Origin of the sequence: Roseicella sp. DB1501 (assembly GCF_013112485.1) — a bacterium.
GTDB lineage: Bacteria > Pseudomonadota > Alphaproteobacteria > Acetobacterales > Acetobacteraceae > Paracraurococcus.
The window spans coordinates 12,737-33,116 of sequence record NZ_JABFHG010000003.1; the positions used below are offsets into that span (position 1 = coordinate 12,737).

At 71.7% G+C, this 20,380-nt stretch carries 20 protein-coding genes; 5 read left to right on the plus strand and 15 right to left on the minus strand.

Features of this window, described 5'->3' with window-relative positions; translation table 11 throughout:
* Positions 1-30: 30 nt before the first annotated feature.
* From lnt to HJG45_RS06405, 4 genes are read right to left on the minus strand one after another with little or no spacing between them, the layout of a single operon-like run.
* Positions 31-1,623 (minus strand): apolipoprotein N-acyltransferase, encoded by a 1,593-nt coding sequence (gene lnt / locus HJG45_RS06390; RefSeq protein ID WP_368040523.1) that lies wholly within the window; start codon positions 1,621-1,623, stop codon positions 31-33.
* On the minus strand, positions 1,620-4,280 hold the full coding sequence (locus tag HJG45_RS06395) for an MMPL family transporter (RefSeq protein ID WP_171611287.1): 2,661 nt from the start codon (positions 4,278-4,280) through the stop codon (positions 1,620-1,622). Before HJG45_RS06395 ends, lnt begins: the two co-directional genes overlap by 4 nt.
* Complete coding sequence (locus tag HJG45_RS06400) at positions 4,270-5,931, minus strand: CopD family protein (RefSeq protein WP_171611288.1); 1,662 nt, start codon at positions 5,929-5,931, stop codon at positions 4,270-4,272. Before HJG45_RS06400 ends, HJG45_RS06395 begins: the two co-directional genes overlap by 11 nt.
* Before the next feature lie 7 nt (positions 5,932-5,938).
* Positions 5,939-6,349 carry a copper resistance CopC family protein gene (locus HJG45_RS06405; RefSeq protein WP_217362847.1) on the minus strand — a complete coding sequence of 137 codons (411 nt, stop codon included), beginning with the start codon at positions 6,347-6,349 and terminating at the stop codon, positions 5,939-5,941.
* A 148-nt stretch (positions 6,350-6,497) separates the two neighbouring features.
* On the opposite strand from HJG45_RS06405, the gene ispH reads away from it, so the two are divergent.
* From ispH to HJG45_RS06420, 3 genes are all read left to right on the plus strand, one after another.
* Positions 6,498-7,442: a 4-hydroxy-3-methylbut-2-enyl diphosphate reductase gene (gene ispH / locus HJG45_RS06410; protein WP_171611759.1), complete on the plus strand. Its 945-nt coding sequence runs from the start codon at positions 6,498-6,500 to the stop codon at positions 7,440-7,442.
* Positions 7,443-7,625: 183 nt separating this feature from the next.
* The gene (gene hpnH / locus HJG45_RS06415) at positions 7,626-8,807 is read left to right on the plus strand and encodes an adenosyl-hopene transferase HpnH (RefSeq protein WP_171611290.1); all 1,182 of its coding nucleotides are present in this window, start codon (positions 7,626-7,628) and stop codon (positions 8,805-8,807) included.
* 103 nt (positions 8,808-8,910) lie between these two features.
* Positions 8,911-9,678, plus strand: a complete 768-nt coding sequence (locus HJG45_RS06420; protein WP_171611291.1) for an SDR family NAD(P)-dependent oxidoreductase — start codon at positions 8,911-8,913, stop codon at positions 9,676-9,678.
* 40 nt (positions 9,679-9,718) lie between these two features.
* Here HJG45_RS06420 and HJG45_RS06425 read toward each other — a convergent pair whose 3' ends face one another.
* The 5 genes from HJG45_RS06425 to HJG45_RS06445 form a co-directional block, all read right to left on the minus strand.
* Positions 9,719-10,054: a hypothetical protein gene (locus HJG45_RS06425; RefSeq protein WP_171611292.1), complete on the minus strand. Its 336-nt coding sequence runs from the start codon at positions 10,052-10,054 to the stop codon at positions 9,719-9,721.
* An 18-nt stretch (positions 10,055-10,072) separates the two neighbouring features.
* A complete protein-coding gene (locus tag HJG45_RS06430; RefSeq protein ID WP_171611293.1) occupies positions 10,073-10,561 on the minus strand; it encodes an Hsp20 family protein in 489 nt (162 codons plus the stop codon).
* Positions 10,562-10,724: 163 nt separating this feature from the next.
* Positions 10,725-10,925: a hypothetical protein gene (locus HJG45_RS06435; protein WP_171611294.1), complete on the minus strand. Its 201-nt coding sequence runs from the start codon at positions 10,923-10,925 to the stop codon at positions 10,725-10,727.
* Positions 10,926-11,058: 133 nt separating this feature from the next.
* A complete protein-coding gene (locus HJG45_RS06440; RefSeq protein WP_171611295.1) occupies positions 11,059-12,036 on the minus strand; it encodes an SMP-30/gluconolactonase/LRE family protein in 978 nt (325 codons plus the stop codon).
* 68 nt (positions 12,037-12,104) lie between these two features.
* Positions 12,105-13,109 (minus strand): SMP-30/gluconolactonase/LRE family protein, encoded by a 1,005-nt coding sequence (locus HJG45_RS06445; protein ID WP_171611296.1) that lies wholly within the window; start codon positions 13,107-13,109, stop codon positions 12,105-12,107.
* A 64-nt stretch (positions 13,110-13,173) separates the two neighbouring features.
* Between HJG45_RS06445 and HJG45_RS06450 the strand changes: the two genes are divergently transcribed.
* Entirely contained in the window at positions 13,174-14,868 is a 1,695-nt protein-coding gene (locus tag HJG45_RS06450; protein WP_171611297.1) for an acyl-CoA dehydrogenase family protein, read from the plus strand.
* A gap of 5 nt (positions 14,869-14,873) precedes the next feature.
* Entirely contained in the window at positions 14,874-15,503 is a 630-nt protein-coding gene (locus HJG45_RS06455) for a TetR/AcrR family transcriptional regulator (RefSeq protein ID WP_171611298.1), read from the plus strand.
* Between the two features lie 149 nt (positions 15,504-15,652).
* Here the strand turns inward: HJG45_RS06455 and HJG45_RS06460 are convergent, their stop codons facing one another.
* From HJG45_RS06460 to HJG45_RS06485, 6 genes are read right to left on the minus strand one after another with little or no spacing between them, the layout of a single operon-like run.
* Positions 15,653-16,027, minus strand: a complete 375-nt coding sequence (locus HJG45_RS06460) for a cytochrome C oxidase subunit IV family protein (RefSeq protein ID WP_217362848.1) — start codon at positions 16,025-16,027, stop codon at positions 15,653-15,655.
* A complete protein-coding gene (locus HJG45_RS06465; RefSeq protein WP_171611299.1) occupies positions 16,024-16,665 on the minus strand; it encodes a cytochrome c oxidase subunit 3 in 642 nt (213 codons plus the stop codon). The genes HJG45_RS06460 and HJG45_RS06465 overlap by 4 nt, the downstream gene beginning before the upstream one ends.
* On the minus strand, positions 16,662-18,344 hold the full coding sequence (locus tag HJG45_RS06470; RefSeq protein WP_171611300.1) for a cbb3-type cytochrome c oxidase subunit I: 1,683 nt from the start codon (positions 18,342-18,344) through the stop codon (positions 16,662-16,664). The genes HJG45_RS06465 and HJG45_RS06470 overlap by 4 nt, the downstream gene beginning before the upstream one ends.
* On the minus strand, positions 18,341-19,279 hold the full coding sequence (gene coxB, locus HJG45_RS06475) for a cytochrome c oxidase subunit II (protein ID WP_171611301.1): 939 nt from the start codon (positions 19,277-19,279) through the stop codon (positions 18,341-18,343). The genes HJG45_RS06470 and coxB overlap by 4 nt, the downstream gene beginning before the upstream one ends.
* On the minus strand, positions 19,276-20,019 hold the full coding sequence (locus HJG45_RS06480; RefSeq protein WP_171611302.1) for an SCO family protein: 744 nt from the start codon (positions 20,017-20,019) through the stop codon (positions 19,276-19,278). The genes coxB and HJG45_RS06480 overlap by 4 nt, the downstream gene beginning before the upstream one ends.
* On the minus strand, positions 20,016-20,378 hold the full coding sequence (locus HJG45_RS06485; RefSeq protein ID WP_171611303.1) for a hypothetical protein: 363 nt from the start codon (positions 20,376-20,378) through the stop codon (positions 20,016-20,018). The genes HJG45_RS06480 and HJG45_RS06485 overlap by 4 nt, the downstream gene beginning before the upstream one ends.
* Positions 20,379-20,380 lie beyond the last annotated feature (2 nt).

Sequence of the window (20,380 nt, forward strand, 5' to 3'; positions counted from 1 at the left end):
TTACCAACTCGTCAATACCATAGAGTTTTCTCAAAAACGAGAATCTCGCCCCGCTACCCCTCGTCCGGGACGCTGCACGCCCCTGCGGGTTCCCCATCCGATCCCGAGCAGCAGGCAGATCGCCGCCGCGAGGCCGGGCAGCGCCAGCCCGAAGCGGGCGAAGGGCGTCGGCGGCTCCGCCCCCGGCAGCGGCAGGGTCAGGGTGCCGGTCTCCCCGGTCGGCAGCATGGCCAGCCGCCGCCCCTTCGCGTCGAACAGGGCCGAGATGCCGGTCTGCGCGGCACGCGCCAGCGGCAGCCCCTCCTCCACCGCCCGCAGCCGCGCCGCGGCGAGATGCTGCCAGGGGCCGGAGGAGACGCCGAACCAGGCATCGTTGGTGATGTTGACCAGCCAGTCCGGCCGAGGCCGAGGCACCACCGCGCCGGGGAAGATCACCTCATAGCAGATGAGCGCGCCGAAGGGCGGCAGACCGGGCGCCTGCAGTGTCACCGGGCCGGGACCGGCGGAGAAGTCCATGCTCCCCGCCACCAGCCGGATCGGCAGGATGCCAGCGAGCGGCATGTACTCGCCGAAGGGTACGAGATGCGATTTGTCGTAGACCGCCGCCACCTCGCCCGAGGCATCGAGGACGGCGAGGCTGTTCCAGACCGCGCTCAGCCGGCCCTGCGGGTCCCAGGCGGCGCGGACGGTGCCGGCGAGCAGCGTTGCAGTCTCGGGCAGGGCGGCGGCCACCATGCGCCGCGCCTCGGGATCCTGGGTGAGCAGGAAGGGGCTCGCGGTCTCCGACCAGATGACGGCGATGTGCCGCCCCGGCGCCGCCGCGCGGGCGGCCCGCGCCGCCGCCTCGGTCATCGCCAGGTAGTGCTGGAAGATCGGCATGCGGCGGTCCTGCCGCCACTTCACCTCCTGCGCGACATTGCCCTGGACCAGGACGAGTTCCACCGGCTGGTCGGGCGGCGCCGGCTGCGCCAGCCGCCAGGCACCGAAGCCGGCGAAGCCCGCCAGCACCAGCCCGCCCAGCGCCCAGACGCGCCAGCCACGCAACAGCGGCAGCCCGGCGAGCAGCATGGTGACGAGCGAGAGCCCGTGCACGCCGATGAGCGCGGCACCCTGCACCGGCAGCGCCGCGAAGGCCCAGACCGTGCCGGTCAGGTTCCACGGGAAGCCGGTGGCAAGCCAGCCGCGCGCCATCTCCCCCAGCACCCAGAGGCCGGCGAAGGCGGCGAGGCGCGGCCAGCCCGGCGGCAGCGCCCGCGCCACCAATACCGGCGGAATGGCGAAGAGCGCCAGCCCGGCCGCCAGCGCCGGCGCCGCCAGCGGCACCAGCCACCACCAGGTGGCGGCATCCATCAGGATCGCCTCGGTGACCCACCAGATGCCGGCGACCCCCTGGCCCCAGCCCCAGAGGAAGCCGATCCAGGCGGCCCGCTGCCAGCGCGGCTGCGCCGCCGCGAGGACCAGCAGGCCAGGCACCGAGAGCAGCAGCACCGGCACCAGATGCAGCGGCGGCAGGGCCAGGGCCGAGAGCAGGCCGAGGCCGAGCGCCGCCAGGAGCTGCCGCCGCCAGGACAGCGCCACCAGCCAGGCGAACAGGGCCTGGACGCCGGATCGGGGCCGCCTCACCCCCTGCCCTCCGCCGGCGCCGGCTGGCTGGGCGCGAAGAGCGGCAGCAGTGCTGGCAGGGTCAGCATCACCGCCGTGAGGGCGAAGAGCAGGCTCAGCATCAGCAGCAGCCCCATGCTCGCCGTGCCCGGATGCGCCGAGACGGCGAGGGAGCCGAAGGCGGTGCCGTTGGTCAACGCGCTGTAGAGCACCGCCCGGGTGAGCGGCGAGGCGAGCAGCGAGCGCTCGCCATGCTGCCAGGTGACGACGTAGTAGATCTTGAAGGCGACCCCCTGCGCGAAGAGCAGCGGCAGGGCGATGATATTGGCAAGATTGAGCGGCTGGCCGATGGCGACGCAGGTGGCGAGCGTCAGCAGCCCGGCCAGCGTCAGCGGCGCCAGCGCCAGCAGGGCCAGACGCAGCGACCCCAGCGCCAGCAGCAGCAGCAGCACCGTCGCCCCGGTGGCGATCAGCCCGGCCTGGAAGAAGGCGGTCTCGATGGTGCGGGAGCTCGCCTGGATCGAGATGGCCGGGCCGCTCGCCGCCGGCGCGACGGTCTGCACCGCCCGGGCGAAACGGGCCATAACGGCGTAGTCGTCGGACAGGTCCTGCGGCCGCACCTCGATCCGCGCCTGGCCGCCGGGCGCGATCCAATCCCGCTTCAGCGCATCCGGCAGGGTCTCGAGCGTCACCTTGCGGGCGCCGAGCGCCAGCCGCAGGTCGCCGAGCACCGTCTCCAGCCCGGGGATGAGCGCGGCGCGCAGCCGCTCCCGCCCCTCTTCCCCCTTTGGTGGGCCGGCGGCGAGCGCCTGCAGCGCGGCGGAGAGCCGCGCGGCCTCGGCGGCGAGCCCGCCCCGAATCCCCCCCAGCGCCGTCGCCGCCTTGGCAAGGGCGTTGGCGATCGTCGGATCGTCGGGCGGCGGCGAAGTCTCGCCTGGCTCCAGGGTGACGCCGAGCAGGTCGGCGGCGTCCTGGATCAGGGCCAGCTTCGCCTCCTGCCCTTCGGGCACGAAGCTCGCCAGCGTCACCGTGCCATGAACCTCCGGCAGGGCGGCGAGGCGATGCGCCAGGGCCTCGGCGGCCGGCAGGTCGGGGGCGAGCACGTCGATGGTGTTCGGCGTGGTGTCGCGATTGTGCATCAGCTCGCGGAAGGTCGAGACCGCCTCGGTATGCGGATCCCGCAAGTCGAGCGGGTTGGTGTCGAAGCGCAGCCAGGCGAGGCTGATGCCGCAGCCGATGGCGAGCACCAGCAGCAGCGCCGCGACCGGCCGGGCATGGCGGGCGAGGAAGCGGTCGAGCGGGGCGAGCGCGGCATAACCGACCGGCTCCCGCTCCGGCCGCGGCCGGGTGAAGGTCAGCCAGGCGGGGAGCGCGGTCAGGCTCAGCACCACGGCGACCAGCATGCCGGCCGCGGCGATCAGCCCGAGTTCGGAGACGCCACGATAGTTGGTCGGCAGGAAGGCGAGGAAGCCGCAGCCGAGCGCCATGGCGGCAAGCGCGATCGCCTCGCCGGCATGATGCCCGGCCGCGACCAGCGCCTCCGGCAGGGGCCGGTCGGCCAGCTCGTAGCGCTGTTCCCGGAGCGAGACGGCGAATTGGATGCCGAAATCGACGCCGAAGCCGATGAAGAGCACGGCGAAGGCGATGGAGAGCGGGTTGAAGGGCCCGACCACCAGCAGCCCGAAGGCGGCGGTGATCGGCAGGCCGAGCACCAGCGTGCCGAGGATGGGGAAGATCAGCCGCCCCGAGCGTAGGCCGAGCCAGAGCAGGAAGGCGACGGCGGTGAAGGAGAGGATGTTCTCGGTGATTGCCCCGCCGAAGACGGTCGAGAACTCCTCGTCGCCCATCACCAGGTCGCCGGTCAGCCGCACCCGGACCCCGTGCTCAGGCGTCAGGCCGAGCCGCGCCGCCGCCGCCCGGACCGCCGAGGTCGCCGCCGCCACCGGCGCCAGCGCGCCATAGTCCGGCACCGGCTGCACCAGCACGAAGCGGCGCAGCGCCAGCGGGTCGGGGGGCTTGCCGGTGAAGAGGCGGCTCCAGTCGAGCGGCGCGAAGCGCCCCGCCGCCGTCCCCTCGACCGTCGTCGCCAGCGCCTCGAGCGCCGGCCGCAGGACGGCTGGATCGCCCTCGCCGCGCTGCAGCCCCTCGGCCAGCAGCTCGAGGGTGCGGGCGACGCCGCGCAGGCTGGGATCGGCGGCGAGCGTCCCGAGCAGCGGCTGCGCCGCGATGATGCGCTCGGTGGTGGCGCGGAGCTCGGCCTCGTCCTGGAACAGCAGGGCGGCGCGCCGGAAGAAGGGATCGGCATCCGGGCGGGTGACGGTGTGGAACAGCGCCGGTTGCGCTTCCAGCGCCCCGGCCAGGGCGGCGGCGGCGCGGTCGGCGATGTCGGGCGTCGCGCCGTCCACCACCACGGCGATCAGGTCGGTGCGCTGCGGGAAGGCGCGGTCCATCGCCTCCTCGGTCTGCCGCCAGGGCAGGTCCTCGGGGAAGAGCGCGACGACGTCGGTGTTGAGGGCGAAGCGGGTGGCGACCACCCAGCAGCCGGCCAGCCCGGCCAGCAGCGCCAGCGCCAGCACGAGGCGCGGCCGGCGGATGCTCCAGCCAACCAGGATGGAGGCGAGGCGGGAGGCGAGGGCGATGCGCCGCCCGCCTCCCGCGGCCGGGGTCTCAGGCTTCACGATAGAGGATCAGGACGACGCTGATGAGGATGAGGCAGACCGGCCAGACCCAGCGGGCGATGCGCGAGACCTCCGCCGGCCCCCGCAGTTCGGCGAAGCGGGCGCAGCCGCCGATGACCGCCAGCACCGCCAGCGGCAGGTGCGACAGCTCCACCAGGAGCTGCTCCTTCACATTGGAGATGGCATGGGTATGGGCGAGCAGCAGCACGCCGCCGGCGACCATGGCGAGTGGAAAGACGTAGCGCGCCCGCCCCCGGATGCGGCCGAGGCGCACCCACCATTCGGTGACGGCGAAGCCCACCACCAGCAGGCCAGCCAGCTTGTGCTGCACCACCTCCGGGTCCCGCAGGCTCTCCAGCAGGCCGATCTCGCCGAGCGGCCAGGCCTCCGGGTCGGAGCGGAGGAAGATGAAGCCGGCAAGGCCGATGAAGACCAGCGGCCAGTGCCGGGCGAGCGGCACCCGGCCGGTGGCGTCCAGCAGGGCGGCGAGGCCGACCAGCAGCACCATGATGCCGGCCCAGTGGTGGTTGTACTCGCTCCAGGCGATGTCCTGGGCATTGCGCGGCGGCAGCAGCCCCTCGCCGGGGGTGAAGGCCTCGGGCTTGCGCGCCTGGGCCGCCTGGCGCTGCTGCCACTCGGCATCGAGCTGCGCCTGCAGGCGGGGAATCGCCAGGTCGGCATGGCTCGGGCTCTCCAGCCGCGGCCAGGCCGGGGTGAAGCGCTCCACCACCTCGGCCCAGCTCACCCGGTCATCCGGCAGGTCGGCCGCGGGCGGAACCGAGGTGAGGGAGGCGGCGACCGCGAGCACGGCGATGCCGATCGCGATCTCCGCCTCGATGAAGCGGCGCACCCGCAGCAGCCCCTCCTCCCCCGTGGTCAGCCGGTGCAGCAGCAGCCAATTGGCGCCGCCGAGCAGCAGCAGCAGGCCGAGCAGGACCCCCTTGGTCGCGGACATCGCGCCATAGGCGGTGCCGTAGACCGCCTCGACGCTGCCGATGAAACCGATCCAGTAGCCAAGGATGCCGAGCAGGATCAGCCCGACCCCGGCCGCGGCGAAGCGGGAATAGCGGCGCCCGACCCGGCGGCCCGAGGCGGGGGTCAGGCGAAAGCTGGCGAGCAGCGCCGGCAGCCCGCCGATCCAGAGCGCGGCGCCGAGCTGGTGCAGGGCCGTCGCGGCGAGGAGCATCGGCCGCTCCTCGGTGCGGGCGATGGCATGGCTGCCCGCTGTCGCGCCGATCAGCACGGCGAGCGCGGCCGCCAGCAGGCCCCAGCGCCGCACCGGGGAGGCCTGGTCGGGGCCGAGCGCCAGGGCCAGGACCAGCAGCGTGGCGATGAAGGTGACGGCCGCGGCCCGCATGAAATCCGCCCCGAGCAGGGAGGCGACGGGCATGTCGAGCGAGGCCGCGAGGGCACCGAGGGAGAGCGCGGTGTTGAGGAGGATGGCCAGCAGGCTCGCGGCCACCGCCCAGAGCACGGCACCGCGCCCGATCCGCCGCAGCCCCGTGGCGTCGCCGGGCGGCAACAGGCGGGACAGCGGCATGGCGAGCGCCACCCAGAAGACCACGCCGCCGATCAGGGCGGTCCGCGCCAGCAGCTCGACCGCGTGCAGCACCACGCTGGCGAAGCCGTAGAGGTCCAGGAGTTGTTCCACGTGGAACTCAGCGAGACTTCAGGGTGAAGGGAATATCCCCACGGGTGATATGCCCATCGACCGCCAGCACCTGCCAGCGAATGCGCCAGGCCCCTGGGGCCGATCCCGCACCGGCCGAGGGCACCGCTTCGAGCAGGGTCGGCTCCAACTCCGGCGCCAGGTCGAGCGCCTTCTGCGCGCCGTCCGGCCCGACCAGCACCAGGCGGCTGCGGGCATGGTCGATGCGGCTGTTGAAATGGATCACGAACCGCTTCGGCAGGGCGGCAAGCTCCGCGCCGGCGGTCGGCTCGGAACTGACGACCACCGCATGGGCCGCGGCGGCGCCCGGCCAGAGCAGGGACAGCCAGAGCAGGGGCAGGGCAAGGAAGCCGAGCAGCAGGTGCCGGCCGGATCGGGCCGGAAGGGTGGGAGACGTCACGCTGTAGACCTCCTCGGGAAGGGCTGCCGCCTCCCGCGGTTGCAAGGGCGCCGCAAGGTGCAGCAAAATTCGCGCGGTGCAAGATGCCGGCATGTACCTTCCCCAGCGCCATGGCATTAAGGAGGCGCATCTATACGAGGGCGAGGAGATGCGCATTCTGCTGGCGCAGCCCCGGGGATTTTGTGCGGGCGTTGTCAGGGCCGTGGATATCGTCGAGCGTGCCCTGCAACGATATGGTCGGCCCGTCTATGTCCGGCACGAGATCGTTCACAATCGCCGCGTCGTCGAATCGCTGGAAGCGAAGGGCGCCCGGTTCGTCAAGGAGCTGGATGAGGTGCCGCCCGGCGCGGTGACGGTCTTCTCGGCCCATGGCGTCTCCCGCGCCGTGGAGGCGGAGGCGGATGCCCGTGGCCTGCCGGTGCTCGACGCCACCTGCCCCCTCGTCTCGAAGGTGCACAGCGAGGGCCGGCGCTACGTGGCGGCGGGCCGGACGCTCATCCTCATCGGCCATGCCGGGCATCCGGAAGTCGAGGGCACGCTCGGCCAGATCCGCGGCGAGGTGCATCTCGTCGCCTCCGCCGCCGAGGTCGAGCGACTGCCCATCCCGGTCGACCGTCCCGTTGCCTATGTCACCCAGACCACGCTCTCGGTGGATGACACGCGGGCAACGATCGCGGCGCTGCGCCGCCGCTTCCGCGACATCCAGGGCCCGGACACGCGCGATATCTGCTACGCCACGCAGAATCGGCAATCGGCCGTGCGGGAACTGGCGCGGCTGGTGGACGTGCTGCTGGTTGTCGGCGCGGCCAACAGTTCCAATTCCAACAGGCTGCGCGAAATCGGGGCGGAGCAGGGCGTGCCCTGCCACCTGATCCCGGATGCGGCGGCGCTGCGGCCGGACTGGCTGCAAGGGGCGGAGACGGTGGGGATCACGGCCGGGGCCTCCGCCCCGGAGACCCTGGTGCAGGAAGTGATCGCGGCGATCGCCCGGCTCGTGCCGGTCGAGGTCTCGGCCATGCCCGGCATCGTCGAGGATGTGCAGTTCAAGCTGCCGGCGGCTCTGCTGGAACCGCAGGCGAGCGCCGCCTCCTGAGCGGGAGGCGCAGGGCGCGGGAAGAATGCAAGGGATCCGGCAAGCAGGCCGCCGCCAGGCGCGACCCTGCCTTGCCCGGATCGGTCTGGTTCCGGCCACGGGCACTATGCCATGGATGGCGCAGGATCGCGGGAAGGCCGCGCCGCTCGCACGGCGCGCCGCCCGAGGAGGAGTGGAAGGCGTATGGGTATCCCGCTGCGGCAGCAGATCAAGGTCGGCGCCTATATCCTGAGACAGCATCTGGCCGGGCGGAAACGCTACCCGTTGGTCCTGATGTTGGAGCCGCTGTTCAAGTGCAACCTGGCCTGCGCGGGCTGCGGCAAGATCGACTACCCGGATCCCATCCTGAACAAGCGCCTCTCGGTCGAGGACTGCCTGCAGGCGGTCGATGAGTGCGGCGCGCCGGTCGTCGCCATCGCCGGCGGCGAGCCGCTGCTGCACAAGGAGATGCCGGAGATCGTCGAGAAGATCCTGGCGCGCGGCAAGATCATCATCCTCTGCACCAATGCCCTGCTGCTGGAGAAGCGGATCGAGCAGTACAAGCCGCATCCGCGCTTCACCTGGGACATCCACCTGGATGGCGACCGCGAGCAGCATGATTGGGCGGTGAGCCAGAAGGGCGTCTACGACCGCGCGGTGAAGGCGCTGAAGCTGGCGAAGGAGAAGGGCTTCCGCGTCGCCATCAACGCCACCCTCTTCAACAATGCCGAGCCGGAGCGCATGGCGCGCTTCTTCGACGACGTCACCGCCATGGGCGTCGACGCCATCATGGTCTCGCCCGGCTATGCCTATGAGCGGGCGCCAGATCAGCAGCACTTCCTCAACCGGCGCAAGACCAAGGAGCTGTTCCGCGGCATCTTCGCCCGCGGCAAGGGCAAGGGCTGGAAGATGGGCAACAGCCCGCTCTTCCTCGATTTCCTCGCCGGCAACCAGAGCTACCACTGCACGCCCTGGGGCAACCCGACGCGCAACATCTTCGGCTGGCAGCGCCCCTGCTACCTGCTCGGCGAGGGCTACGCCAAGACCTACCGCGAGCTGATGGACACCACCGACTGGGACAAGTACGGCACCGGCAATTACGAGAAATGCGCCGATTGCATGGTCCATAGCGGCTTCGAGGCGACGGCGGTGGTCGATGCGGTGAAGCGCCCCTGGAAGGCGATGGCGGTGCAGATGCGCGGCCCGCGCACGACGGGCGAGATGGCGCCCGAGATCGACCTCTCGCGGCAGCGGCCGGCGGAATACGTCTTCAGCCGGCACGTCCAGAAGGCCATGTCCGAAATGGCGCATGAGCCACCGAAGGGCGCGAAGCGCGGCGCCAAGCATGGCGGCTCGGGCGAGTCGCCGGCGGTCGCGGCCGAGTAGCCTGATCCGGCCGGGCTGCCGGCTCCGAGCCGCACCCCTTCTCGGCCACGGTCGGAAGGCCGCAGAATACCGCCGGACATGATAATCCGGGAGGAAGGGACACATGCGGTACCAGGATCGCGCCGTGCTGGTCACGGGTGGTGGCAGCGGCATCGGCCGGCAGGTCTGCCTCATGGCGGCGGCGGAGGGCGCCCGCGTCGCGGTCGGCGACCTCGATCTCGAGCGCGCCGAGACGGTGGCGGCGGAGATTGGCCAGGGGAAGGGCAAAGGCGAGGCGCAGGCCTTCCGCATCGACGTCACCGAGCCCGCCTCGGTGAACGCCTTCGTCGAGGGCGCCGAGACGACGCTCGGCCGCCTCGACGTGCTGGTGAACTCCGCCGGCATCCGCGAGATCGTCTCGGTGCTCGACCTCTCCCCGGAGGAATGGCAGCGGGTGATCGCCGTGAACCTGACCGGCACCTTCCTGCCGAGCCAGGCCTTCGCGCGGCGGCTGATCGCGGCCGGGAAGCCCGGGCAGATCGTCAACCTCGCCTCGACTCTCGGCATCATGGCGGCGCCGAACCGCGCCGCCTATGTCGCCTCGAAGCACGGCGTGGTCGGGCTGACCAAGGAGATGGCGCTCGAGCTCGGCGAGAAGGGCATCCGGGTGAACGCGGTCGCGCCCGGCGTCATCCGCACCCCGATGACCGAGCGCTACTTCCAGGACCCGGAGATGTCGGCGACCATCCGCGGCATCCATGCGATGAACCGCTGGGGCGAGCCGGCCGACATCGCCCGCGCCATCCTCTTCCTCGGGGCCGAGGAGAACGGCTTCATGACTGGCAGCCTGCTCACCGTGGATGGCGGCTGGACCACCGGCAAGAAGATGTAGCCCCGATGGCCGCGGCGGAGGCGCCGCGTCCCCGGTCCGCTCAGGCCGCCTCCGGATAGGGCGCGGCGCGGCCTTCCAGCGCCCACCAGTAGCGCGGCGGCGGCGGCTCCAGAGGCGGCGCCGTGTCGGCTGCCCGCCGCGGGCGCGCCGCCGGTGCGGTGCTGACCTCGACCGGCCAACCCTCGGCGCGCGCATGCGCCAGCGCAGCATCGAGGCTGTGGAAGCGGAGCACGACCGCGCAGCGCGGCTCCGTGCCACCGGGCGGCGGGCGCCAGGAGAGGAGCCATTCGCGGCGCCTGGCGCCGCAGCGCGAGGGATCGGCCGGCCGGATCAGCGCCACCGACCCGCCGAACCCCATGGGCTCCGGATTGGCCATGGTGCCGTCCTCCCTGCCTCAGGCCGCGGTGCGCGGCTCCTCCCGGTAGCCCTCGATCCGCGGCGGCGCGGAGGTGCCGGCCTGGCGGATCTCGATGCGGCGCGGCCGCATCGCCGCGGGCAGGTCGCGCTCGAGCTCGATGGTCAGCAACCCGTTCTCCAGATGCGCGCCCGTCACCCGGACATGGTCGGCCAGGTCGAAACGCTGCTCGAAGGCGCGCGTGGCGATCCCGCTGTGCAGGACCTGCCGCGCCTGCCTCTCGGCCTGGCGGTGCTGCTCGCCCGCGATGACCAGGAGATTGGGCTGCACCGTGACCGCCACCTCCTCGGGCGAGAAGCCGGCGACGGCCAGGGTGATGCGGTAGCGGTCCTCGCCGATGCGCTCGATGTCGTAGGGCGGAAAGCCATCCGGCTGCCCGGCCTGCATGGCGGCGCGCAGCGCGTCCAGCATGCGGTCGAAGCCCACTGTGGCACGGAACAGCGGCTCGAAATCGAATTCGGTCCTCATCTCCACATCCTCCTTGCGAAGCAACATGGACAAGGGCGGCGCCGGACCTCGGCGCCGTCGGCTTTCGCCGGCCCCGGAATGGGCGCCGGCAGGGATCGAATGGTGTCTGCGATGCGCTTGGTCAAGTCCCTGCAACGATTGGCGCGGCGCTGGCTGCCCTGCCTCATCGCAGCTCGGCCAGGCCGAGCATCTGCAGCAGGCCGGCCATGGCGAGCACGGTGACCGCCAGGCGCAGCGCCATCTCGCCCCACTCGCCGAGCGGCGGGAAGGAGCGGCGTGGCGGCCGACGCTTCGGCCGAGGGGCTGACCGGGGGGCCGGAGAGGGAAAGGCGGGAATACCGGATGCAAGGCGCCTGGTCGTCATGACCACATCCTCCTCGGAGCGACATGGAAGTGACGGTCCGCCCGGCTATGCCCGGGCGGCTCCAGGCCGGGCCGCGACGCGCACCCGGCCGGGCGCGAATCTGGGCCGCGCCAACCTTGCCATCAAGGGGATCTCAGCCGCCCGGCGCCCCCTGGGTGTTGACGTAGAGCGCGTAGAGCGACTGCGCCGCCGCCATGAACAGGCGGTTGCGGTGGCGGCCGCCGAAGCAGACATTGGCGCAGCGCTCCGGCAGGTGGACATGCCCGATCGGCGTGCCGCCGCGGTCGAGCACGCGGATGCCGTCGTATTCCGGCGTCATGCCCCAGCCGCACCAGAGATTGCCGTCGATGTCGACGCGGAAGCCGTCCGGCGTCTCGCCTGGCTTGCAGCCGTAGAAGACCCGCCGCTTGGTCAGCGTCTTCCCGCCCGCGACATCGAAGGCGAGGATGTTGCGCGGCTCGCTGCGGCTCTCGATGATGTAGAGGATGTTCTCGTCCGGGCTGAAGGCAAGGCCGTTCGGGTGGTCGATGTCGTCGGCCACCAGCGAGATCTCGCCGCTCTGGCCGTCGATGCGGTAGACATGGGTGTGCGGCAGCTCGGCCTCCACCTTGAGGCCCTCGTAGAAGGCATAGGTGCCGAAGGGCGGGTCGGTGAACCAGATGCTGCCATCCGATTTCACCACCACGTCGTTCGGGCTGTTCAGCCGCTTGCCCTGGTAGCTGTCGGCCAGCACGGTGATGCTGCCGTCATACTCGAAGCGCACCACGCGCCGCCCCTCATGCTCGCAGGCGATGATGCGCCCCTGGCGGTCGCGGGTATGGCCATTGGCATTGTTGGAGGGCTTGCGCCAGATGGAGACGGCGCCCGTCTCCTCCTCCCATTTCAGCACCCGGTTGTTCGGGATGTCGGACCAGAGCAGGCAGCGCACGTCGCCGAGCCAGACCGGCCCTTCTCCCCAGCGGCTGCCGGTCCAGAGCCGCTCCACCGCCGAGAGTGCCAGGTGGTGCTTCTTGAAGGCCGGGTCGAGCGCCTCGATCGAAGGATCGGGATAGCGCGCGCTGGGCTGCCATTGGGAGGATGTCTGGGGGGGGGCCTGGGTGGGGCTCGGCATCGGCATTTCCTCTCCGTGTCTCCGCCGATCCTGCCGGGCTGGCGCGGCGGGTCAAGCGCGCGCGGCACTCATGCCGCCCCGGTGGCGCCGACATAGAGGCTGTAGACCGCCCGCCCCGTCAGCATGAACAACCGGTTCCGCTTGCGGCCGCCGAAGGCGAGGTTGGGGCAGCGGTCGGGCAGCGCGATGAAGCCGATCGGCTTGCCTTCCGGATCCAGCACCCGCACCCCGTCCAGCCCCTCGCCGGTGCCCCAGCCGCACCAGAGATTGCCGTCGGTATCGACGCGGAACCCGTCCGGCGCCTCGCCCGGCTTGCACTGGTGGAAGACGCGGCCCCGGGCGAGCTTCGTGCCGTTCTCCACCACGTCGAAGACGTGGATGACGCGCGGGGCGACGCCGCTCTCGACGATGTAGAGCCGGCTTTCATCCGGGCTGAAGGCGAGCCCGTTCGGGCGGTTGATGTCGCCCGTTACCACGCTGACCGCGCCGCTCTGGCCGTCGATGCGATAGACATTGGTCGGCAGCTCTGGTGTCGCGCGGTCGCCCTCGTACTCACCGAGGATGCCGAAGGGTGGGTCGGTGAACCAGATGCTGCCATCCGACTTCACCACCACGTCGTTCGGGCTGTTCAGCCGCTTGCCCTGGTAGCTGTCGCAGAGCGTGATCACGCGCCCGTCCCATTCGGTGCGGGAGACGCGGCGGCCGGCATGCTCGCAGGTGACGAGGCGGCCCTGCCGGTCGCGCGTATTGCCGTTCGACTGGCCGGAGGGCTTGCGGAACTCGTCCACCCGGCCGGTGGTCTCGCTCCAGCGCAGCATGCGGTTGTTGGGGATGTCGCTCCAGATGAGGCTGCGCGCATCGCCGAACCAGACCGGCCCCTCGTTCCAGCGCGAATCCCCGGCCCAGATCTGTTCCACCGCCGCGTTGAACAGCCGGTAGCGGGCGAAGGCGGGATCGAGATCCTGGATCCGCGGGTCGGGATAGCGCTCGGCGGGCTGCCAGGCGGCGAAGGCGGGCGCGGCGGCAAGCGCCCCAACCCCGGCCAGCAGGCCGCGACGGGTTGTCGGATGCATTGGCATTCCTCCCCAAGGCCCGCCTCAGGCGCTACCCTGCCGGGCCTCGGGGAGGATACCGGCCATGCACATCCGCGCAACAGAACCGCCCACCGCGGCCCCCTCGGGGGCCGAGGCCGTGCCGGACAGCCGCGGGCTCAACCTCTACCGCGCCGATCCCTGGGCGGCGCCGCTCTTCGGCCTCTACCTGCCGCCCGACCTCTTCGCGCATCTCGCGCCGCATCTCGACCGCATGGGCGCGCTCGCCGGCGGCCGGCTCGACGAGTTCGCCGGCATCGCCGACCGCAACCCGCCGGTGCTGCGCCATCGCACCCGCCGCGGCGAGGATGCGCAATCCATCGACTACCATCCGGCCTACCGCGCGCTGGAGCAGGTGGCCTTCGGCGAGTACGGGCTGGCCGCCATGTCGCACCGGGGCGGCGTGCTCGGCTGGCCCGATCCGATGCCGCCGGCCGCCAAATACGCGCTCACCTACCTGTTCGTGCAGGCGGAATTCGGCCTCTGCTGCCCGCTCTCGATGACCGATGCGCTGGCCCGCACGCTGCGCCGCTTCGGCGATCCGGCGCTGGTCGCGCGCTACCTGCCGGCGCTGACCGAGACCGACCTGGACGCGCTGCGCCAGGGCGCGATGTTCATGACCGAGCAGGGCGCCGGCTCGGACATCTCGGCGACCGCCGTGCTGGCGGAGGAGGCCGAGGACGGCACCTGGCGCCTGACCGGCGACAAGTGGTTCTGCAGCAATGCCGATGCCGGCATGGCGCTGGTGCTGGCGCGCCGCCGGGGCGGGCCGGCCGGGCTGCGCGGCGTCTCGCTCTTCCTGCTGCCGCGCGAGCGGCCCGATGGCAGCCCCAACGCCTACCGGATCGTACGGCTGAAGGACAAGCTCGGCACGAAGAGCATGGCCTCGGGCGAGGTGCGGCTGGAGGGCGCGACCGCCTTTCTGGTCGGCAATCCGGAGGCCGGCTTCAAGCAGATGGCCGATATGGTCAACGCTTCGCGCCTCTCGAACGGCATGCGCGCCGCCGGGCTGATGCGTCGGGCGGTGACGGAGGCGATGTTCGTCGCCCGCCACCGCATCGCCTTCGGCAAGCGGCTGGTCGAGATGCCGCTGATGCGCCGCCAGCTCCTCAAGCTGGTCCTGCCGATGGAGCAGGCCCGCAGCATGGTCTTCCAGGCGGCCGAGGCGCTGCGGCGTAGCGATGCCGGGGAGGAGGGCGCCTTTGCGCTGCTCCGCATCCTGACGCCGCTGCTGAAATTCCGCGCCTGCCGCGACGCCCGCAAGGTGACGGGCGACGCCATGGAGGTCCGCGGCGGCTGCGGCTACATCGAGGAATGGCCCGACTCGCGGCTTCTGCGCGACAGCCATCTCGGCAGCATCTGGGAGGGGACGAGCAACATCGTCGCGCTCGACGTGCTGCGGGCGGCGCAGCGCGAGGGTTCGCTGCCGGTGCTGCGGGCGCATGTCGCGACCCTGCTCGGCAACGGCGCGCGGCTGCCGGAGGCGCTGCCGCTGCTGGACCGTGCCGCCGCCCTCGCCATGCGGGCGCAGGAGAACCCAGCCCTGGCGCGGCAGGCGGCGAGCGCGCTCTATCACCTGACCAGCGCCGCGGCGATGGCCTGGGAGGCGGCGCGGCTCGAGGATGCGGAGCGGCTCGATCTGGCGCGGCTGGTGATCCGGCATCGCGTGCTGCCGCGCGACCCGCTGGCCGAGGCGGACGAGCCGGTGCCGGAGGCGCTGCTGGCCAAGATCCTCGCCTGACGCCGATGGACGGGACCGCCCTCTCGCCGCGCGCGGCGGCGACGCGCCGGCGCATCCTCGAGGCGGCGACCGCGGAATTCGCCGCCAAGGGCCTCGCCGGCGCGCGGGTGGACGAGATCGCGGCCCGCGCCGGCGCCAACAAGCGCATGATCTACGCCTATTTCGGCAGCAAGGAGGAGCTCTGGCTGGCGGTGCTGGAGAGCGCCTATGCCGCCAAGCGCACGGAGGAGCGGGCGCTCGAGGTGGAGGCGCTGCCGCCGGCCGAGGCCATGCGCCGCCTCGTCGCCTTCAACCTGCACTACACAGCGGCGCATCCGGAATTCGTCGCGCTGCTGAACCAGGAGAACATCCACCAGGCCGCCTATCTCCGCCGCAGCGGCCAGGTGCCGGCGCTCTACTCGCCGCTGCTCGAGCAGCTCCGCGCCGTGCTCGCGCGCGGCGAGGCGGCGGGCGTCTTCCGTACTGGCGTCGATCCGGTGCAGCTCTACATCACCATCGTCTCGCTCGGGCATTTCTACCTGGCGAACCGGCACACCCTCTCCACGATCTTCGGCAGCGACCTCGGCGCGGCGCCCGCCCTGTGGGCGCGCGAGGCGCATTGCGTGGAGGTGGTGCTCGGCTATCTGCGGCCCTGATGCCTACGGCCTATACTGACGCCCTCAACGGCCGGGCGCGAACCTCCGTTCGCTTGGCTTCGCCGCGTCGCGCCGTCAGGCGCGCCGAAAGGCGCGACTGGCGGGCCCCATCCGGGGCCTCGGGCCGGTCAGTGACCGGCCTGCCAACATCAAAATGCGCGCCGGCCCATCGCCGGCAGGTCCGGGCCGCTGCGCGGCAGCACGGTCCCGGCCTGGGTCGGCGCCGCGCGGGTCAGCACGTCGGCGAAGGTCAGGATCAGCATGAAGGCGACGAAGAGCAGGGAGGCGAAGGCGGTCAGCCGCAGCAGCGGGTCCGGCTTGCGGAGCTGCATGAACAGCAGCACGACCAGCAGCGCCTTCGCCACGGCGATGCCGAGCGCGACGACGAGGCTGAAGCGACCGAGTGGGGCATAGGCGAGCGCGAGGGTGGCGCCGAGCAGCGCCAGCAGCGCCGCCCAGACCGGCAGCAACCGGCGCCAGATCGCCATGGCCCCGGCCGGGGCGGCCTCGCCGAGCCCGGTCACGACCGTCCCGCGAGGTAGAGCAGCGGATAGAGGAAGATCCAGACGATATCCACGAAATGCCAGTACAGCCCGGCCGCCTCGAAGGCCGGGCTGCGCAGCGGCCGGCGGCGGCGCCAGGCCTGCCAGAGCAGCGTGCCGGTGACGCCGAGCCCGATGCTCATATGCAGGGCGTGCACCCCGGTCAGCAGCCAGTAGAAGGCGAAGAAGACCTGCGCCGCCGCGGCCTCCAACGCGAAGCCGGGACCGGGGACGAGATGCTTCTCGATATCCTCGCGGTACTCGAAGCCCTTGACGACGAGGAAGGCGAGGCCGAAGGCGATGGTCGCGGCGAGGCAGGCCAGCGTCAGCCGCCGCAGCCCGGCCCGCGCGCCCTCGGCCGCCGCCGCCATGGTCAGGCTGCTGGTCAGCAGGATGGCGGTGTTGAGGGTGCCGTAGACCACATTGGTCTCCCGCGCCGCGGCGGCGAAATCCTCGCTCCAGAGCGTGCGGTACACCGCATAGCCGGTCAGCGCGCAGGCGAAGAACATCACCTCGCTGCCGAGGAAGACCCAGAGCCCGAAGCCGGCCGCCTCCCGCTGCCGCCGCAGGCTGCGCCAGGGCTTGCGCAGCGCGGCGCCCGGCATGGCGGCGTCGCTCATGGCTGGTGGCCCTGCGGCCGATGCGCCGCGCGGTCGAGAGCCGGCGGCCCGGCATCCTCGGGGTGGTAGCCATAGGGGGCCTGCGTCACCACGGGCGGGGTGACGAAATTCTCCACCGGCGGCGGCGAGGCGGTCTGCCATTCAAGGCCCGTCGCCTCCCAGGGATTGGCCGGCGCGCGCCGGCCCCAGACCAGCGACCAGGCGAAATAGCCCATTGGCAGCAGATAGGCGGCCGCCAGCACGACGGCGCCTGCCGAGGCGAGCACGTGCCAGACCTGAAACTCCGGCACATAGACATGGTAGCGCCGCGGCATGCCGAGGAAGCCCATGACGAACATGGGGAAGAAGGTGAAGCTGAAGCCGAAGAACATCATCACCGCGCCGAAGCGGGCCCAGCCCTCCGGGTAGAGCCGGCCGGTGATCTTCGGCCACCAGAAGGCCAGCCCGCCATAGAGCGCCGAGACCGCACCGCCGACCATGATGTAGTGGAAATGCGCCACCACGAAATAGGTGTCGGTCACATGCACATCGACCGGGATCGAGGCGAGGAACAGCCCGGTCAGCCCGCCGATGGTGAACAGCCCGATGAAGCCGAGCGCGTAGATCATTGGCGCGTCGAAGACGATCTGGCCACGATAGAGCGTGGCGGTCCAGTTGAACACCTTGATGGCCGAGGGCACGGCGACGACGAAGGAGAGAAAGGAGAAGGCGAGGTTGGCCAGCATCGACTGGCCGGAGACGAACATGTGGTGACCCCAGACCAGGAAGCCGACCAGCGCGATCCAGAGGATGGCGTAGACCATGAAGGAATAGCCGAAGACCCGCCGCCGCGCGTAGCAGGCCACCAGCTCCGAGATCACCCCGAAGGAGGGGAGGACCATGATGTAGACGGCCGGATGGCTGTAGAACCAGAACAGGTGCTGGAACAGGATCGGGTCGCCGCCGCGCAGCGGGTCGAAGATCGGGATGTCGAAGGCCCGTTCGGCGAAGATCAGCAGGAGCACCATGGCCAGCACCGGCGTCGCCAGCACCATGACAATGCTCGTCGCGTAGATCGCCCAGACGAAGAGCGGCAGGCGGAACCAGCGCATCCCCGGCGCCCGCAGCAGATGGACCGTGGTGATGAAGTTGACTGCGGTGGCGATGGTCGAGAAGCCGGCGATGAAGACCGCCCCGGCCGCCGCCAGCACATGGCCGTTGGCGAAGGCGGTCGAGAGCGGCGTGTAGAAGGTCCAGCCGGTATCCACGCCGCCGGCGAGCAGCGTGTAGATCGCCAGCGTGCCGGCGATGATGAAGATGTACCAGCTCAGCAGGTTGAGCCGCGGGAAGGCGAGATCCTTCGCGCCGATCATCAACGGCAGCAGGAAATTGCCGAGGATGTTCGGAATGGAGGGCAGCAGGAAGAACCACACCATGACCACGCCATGGAAGGTGAAGGCGCGGTTGTAGGCATCATCCGAGAGCAGGTCGGCCTGTGGCGTGAACAGCTCGATCCGCATCGCCACCGCGGCGGCGCCGCCGAGGAAGAAGAAGATCGTGATCGCCGCCATGTAGAGCAGGGCGATCCGCTTGTGGTCGGTGGTCAGCAGCCAGGAGGCGAGGCCGGTCTCGGCCGTCAGGTAGCTCTCCCCGGGCGCCGGCGCATCGGGGATGTCACGTTGCACCAGGGCCTCGCTCACCGCGCCGCCTCCCCAAGGGATTGGATATAGGCGACCAGGCGCTGCAGGTCGGCCTCGTCCACCACCCCCTCGAAGGAGGGCATGATCGGCTCGTAGCCCGCCACCACCGCGCGCTTCGGCTGCAGGATGGAATCCCGCAGATAGGCCGCATCCGCCTGCACCCGGCTGCCATCGGCGAGCGGCACGCTGCGGCCGTAGAGGCCTTCCAGCCGCGGCGCATGCACCGCCGCCGAGGGCGCGTGGCAGCCGGCGCAGCCGAGGGCGGTGAAGAGCGCGGCGCCCTCCCCTGCCAGGTCCTGCTCCCGCGGCTGGACGGCGGCCCAGCGGGTATAATCCTCGGGCTCCATTACCGTCACCATGCCGCCCATATGCGAATGCTGGGTGCCGCAAAACTCGGCGCAGAACAGCCGGTAGTCGCCGGTCCGCGTCGCCCGGAACCACATCTCGGTGAAGCGGCCGGGCAGCACGTCCTGCTTCAGCCGGAAGGCCGGCACGTAGAAGCTGTGGATCACGTCCTGCGCTGTCATCACCAGCCGCACGGCCTCGCCACGCGGCACATGCAGCGCGTCGATCTCCCGCGCGCCGCCGGGGTGCCGGACCTTCCACATCCACTGCTTGGCGAGGACATGGATCTCGAGCGCATCCGGCGGCGCCGCATTGCCCCGGAGCGCGAGGGTGCTTGCCCACCAGAACAGGAAGAGGGCGAGGAACAGCGTCCCCGCCGTCCAGCCGATCTCGACGTCGCGGCGCAGGAATCCGGGCAGCTCGCCGCGCCGGACATGCGAGCCGCGGCGGTAGCGGGCGCCGAAGGCCAGCAGCAACCCGCCGACCAGCAGCAGGATGGCGCCGGAAAGGACCAGCAGACCGGCGAAGAGGGTATCGATGCGCGCCGCCTGTTCGGAGGCCGCGACGGGCCAGAGCGTGAGAGGGTTCATGCCCGACGCTCCTGTCGCCGCAGCAGCCACAACCCGCCGCCGAGAAGCGCGACCGTCGTCGCCCCGCCGAAGGCGAGGGCCACGCGCAACACCCCGGCACGGCTGGAGGCGATGCCCTGGCACAGCAGCCCGACCCGCTCGACAAGACCCGGCCCCTCCGGTTCCGCCGCCGCCAGCAGCGCGGCGCGCAACTCCTCGGGCGCCGCGCCGAGCGCCGGCAGCATGGCGGCGAGCCGGCCATCCGCCCGCAGCGCGAAGAGCACGAGGGGATGCACGAAGCCCTCTCCCTGTCGCAGGGCCTGGTAGCCGAGCGCCGCCTCCGCCCGCGCCAGCGCCGGCGCGTCGCCGGTCAGGAAGCGCGCGCTGCGGGCCAGCGGCGTGTCCTCGCCCAGCCAGGCGCGCCGCATCGCCGCGGCCTTGGCCGGGCCGTCGCCGGGATCGAGGCCGAGCACCACCAGCCGGTAATCCGCGCCGGGTCGCAGCCCGGTGCCCGGCAGAGTCGCGGCGGCGAGGCCGAGCGCGGTGCCGCAGAGCGCGGCGCAGTCGTAATCGGCGAAGGCGAAGAGGGCAGGTAGGCCGCCCAGCGCCGCGCTCAGGGTCAGGCGCCGGCCCGATGCGTCGCGCAGCGGCAGGTCCATCGGTAGGGCGGCACCGGGCGGCGGCGCGGCGGCGGGGGCCTCCGCCCGCGCGGCCGCGACAGGTGCCAGCGCGGTCAGCGCCAGGAGGCTGCGCCGCCTCATCGCCGCGGATCCGGCATCTGCGGCGGATCGAGCGGGTCGAATGCGGCGGCGCCGCGCGTGGCAAGCAGCGTCATGGCGCGCGCGACCGGAATGCGGACACGGCCGGCCTCGCGGTCCGCCCAGGCATAGCCCTCCAGCCGCGCCCGCTGCGCCGCCTGGTAGTCCCGCAGTTCGCCGGCCGGGTCGCTCTGCAGCGCCGGCGGCGGGAAGGCGGTGGGCGGCAGCGCGCTCGGACCTGCGATGCCCATGAAGCGGGCGAAGAGCCAGGCGAGACCGAGCGTGGCCAGCACGAGGCCCAGCGTGCCGAGGCCGATCCCGACCACGATCCAGGAGCGGACATCCCGTGGCTGGCGCCGCACCC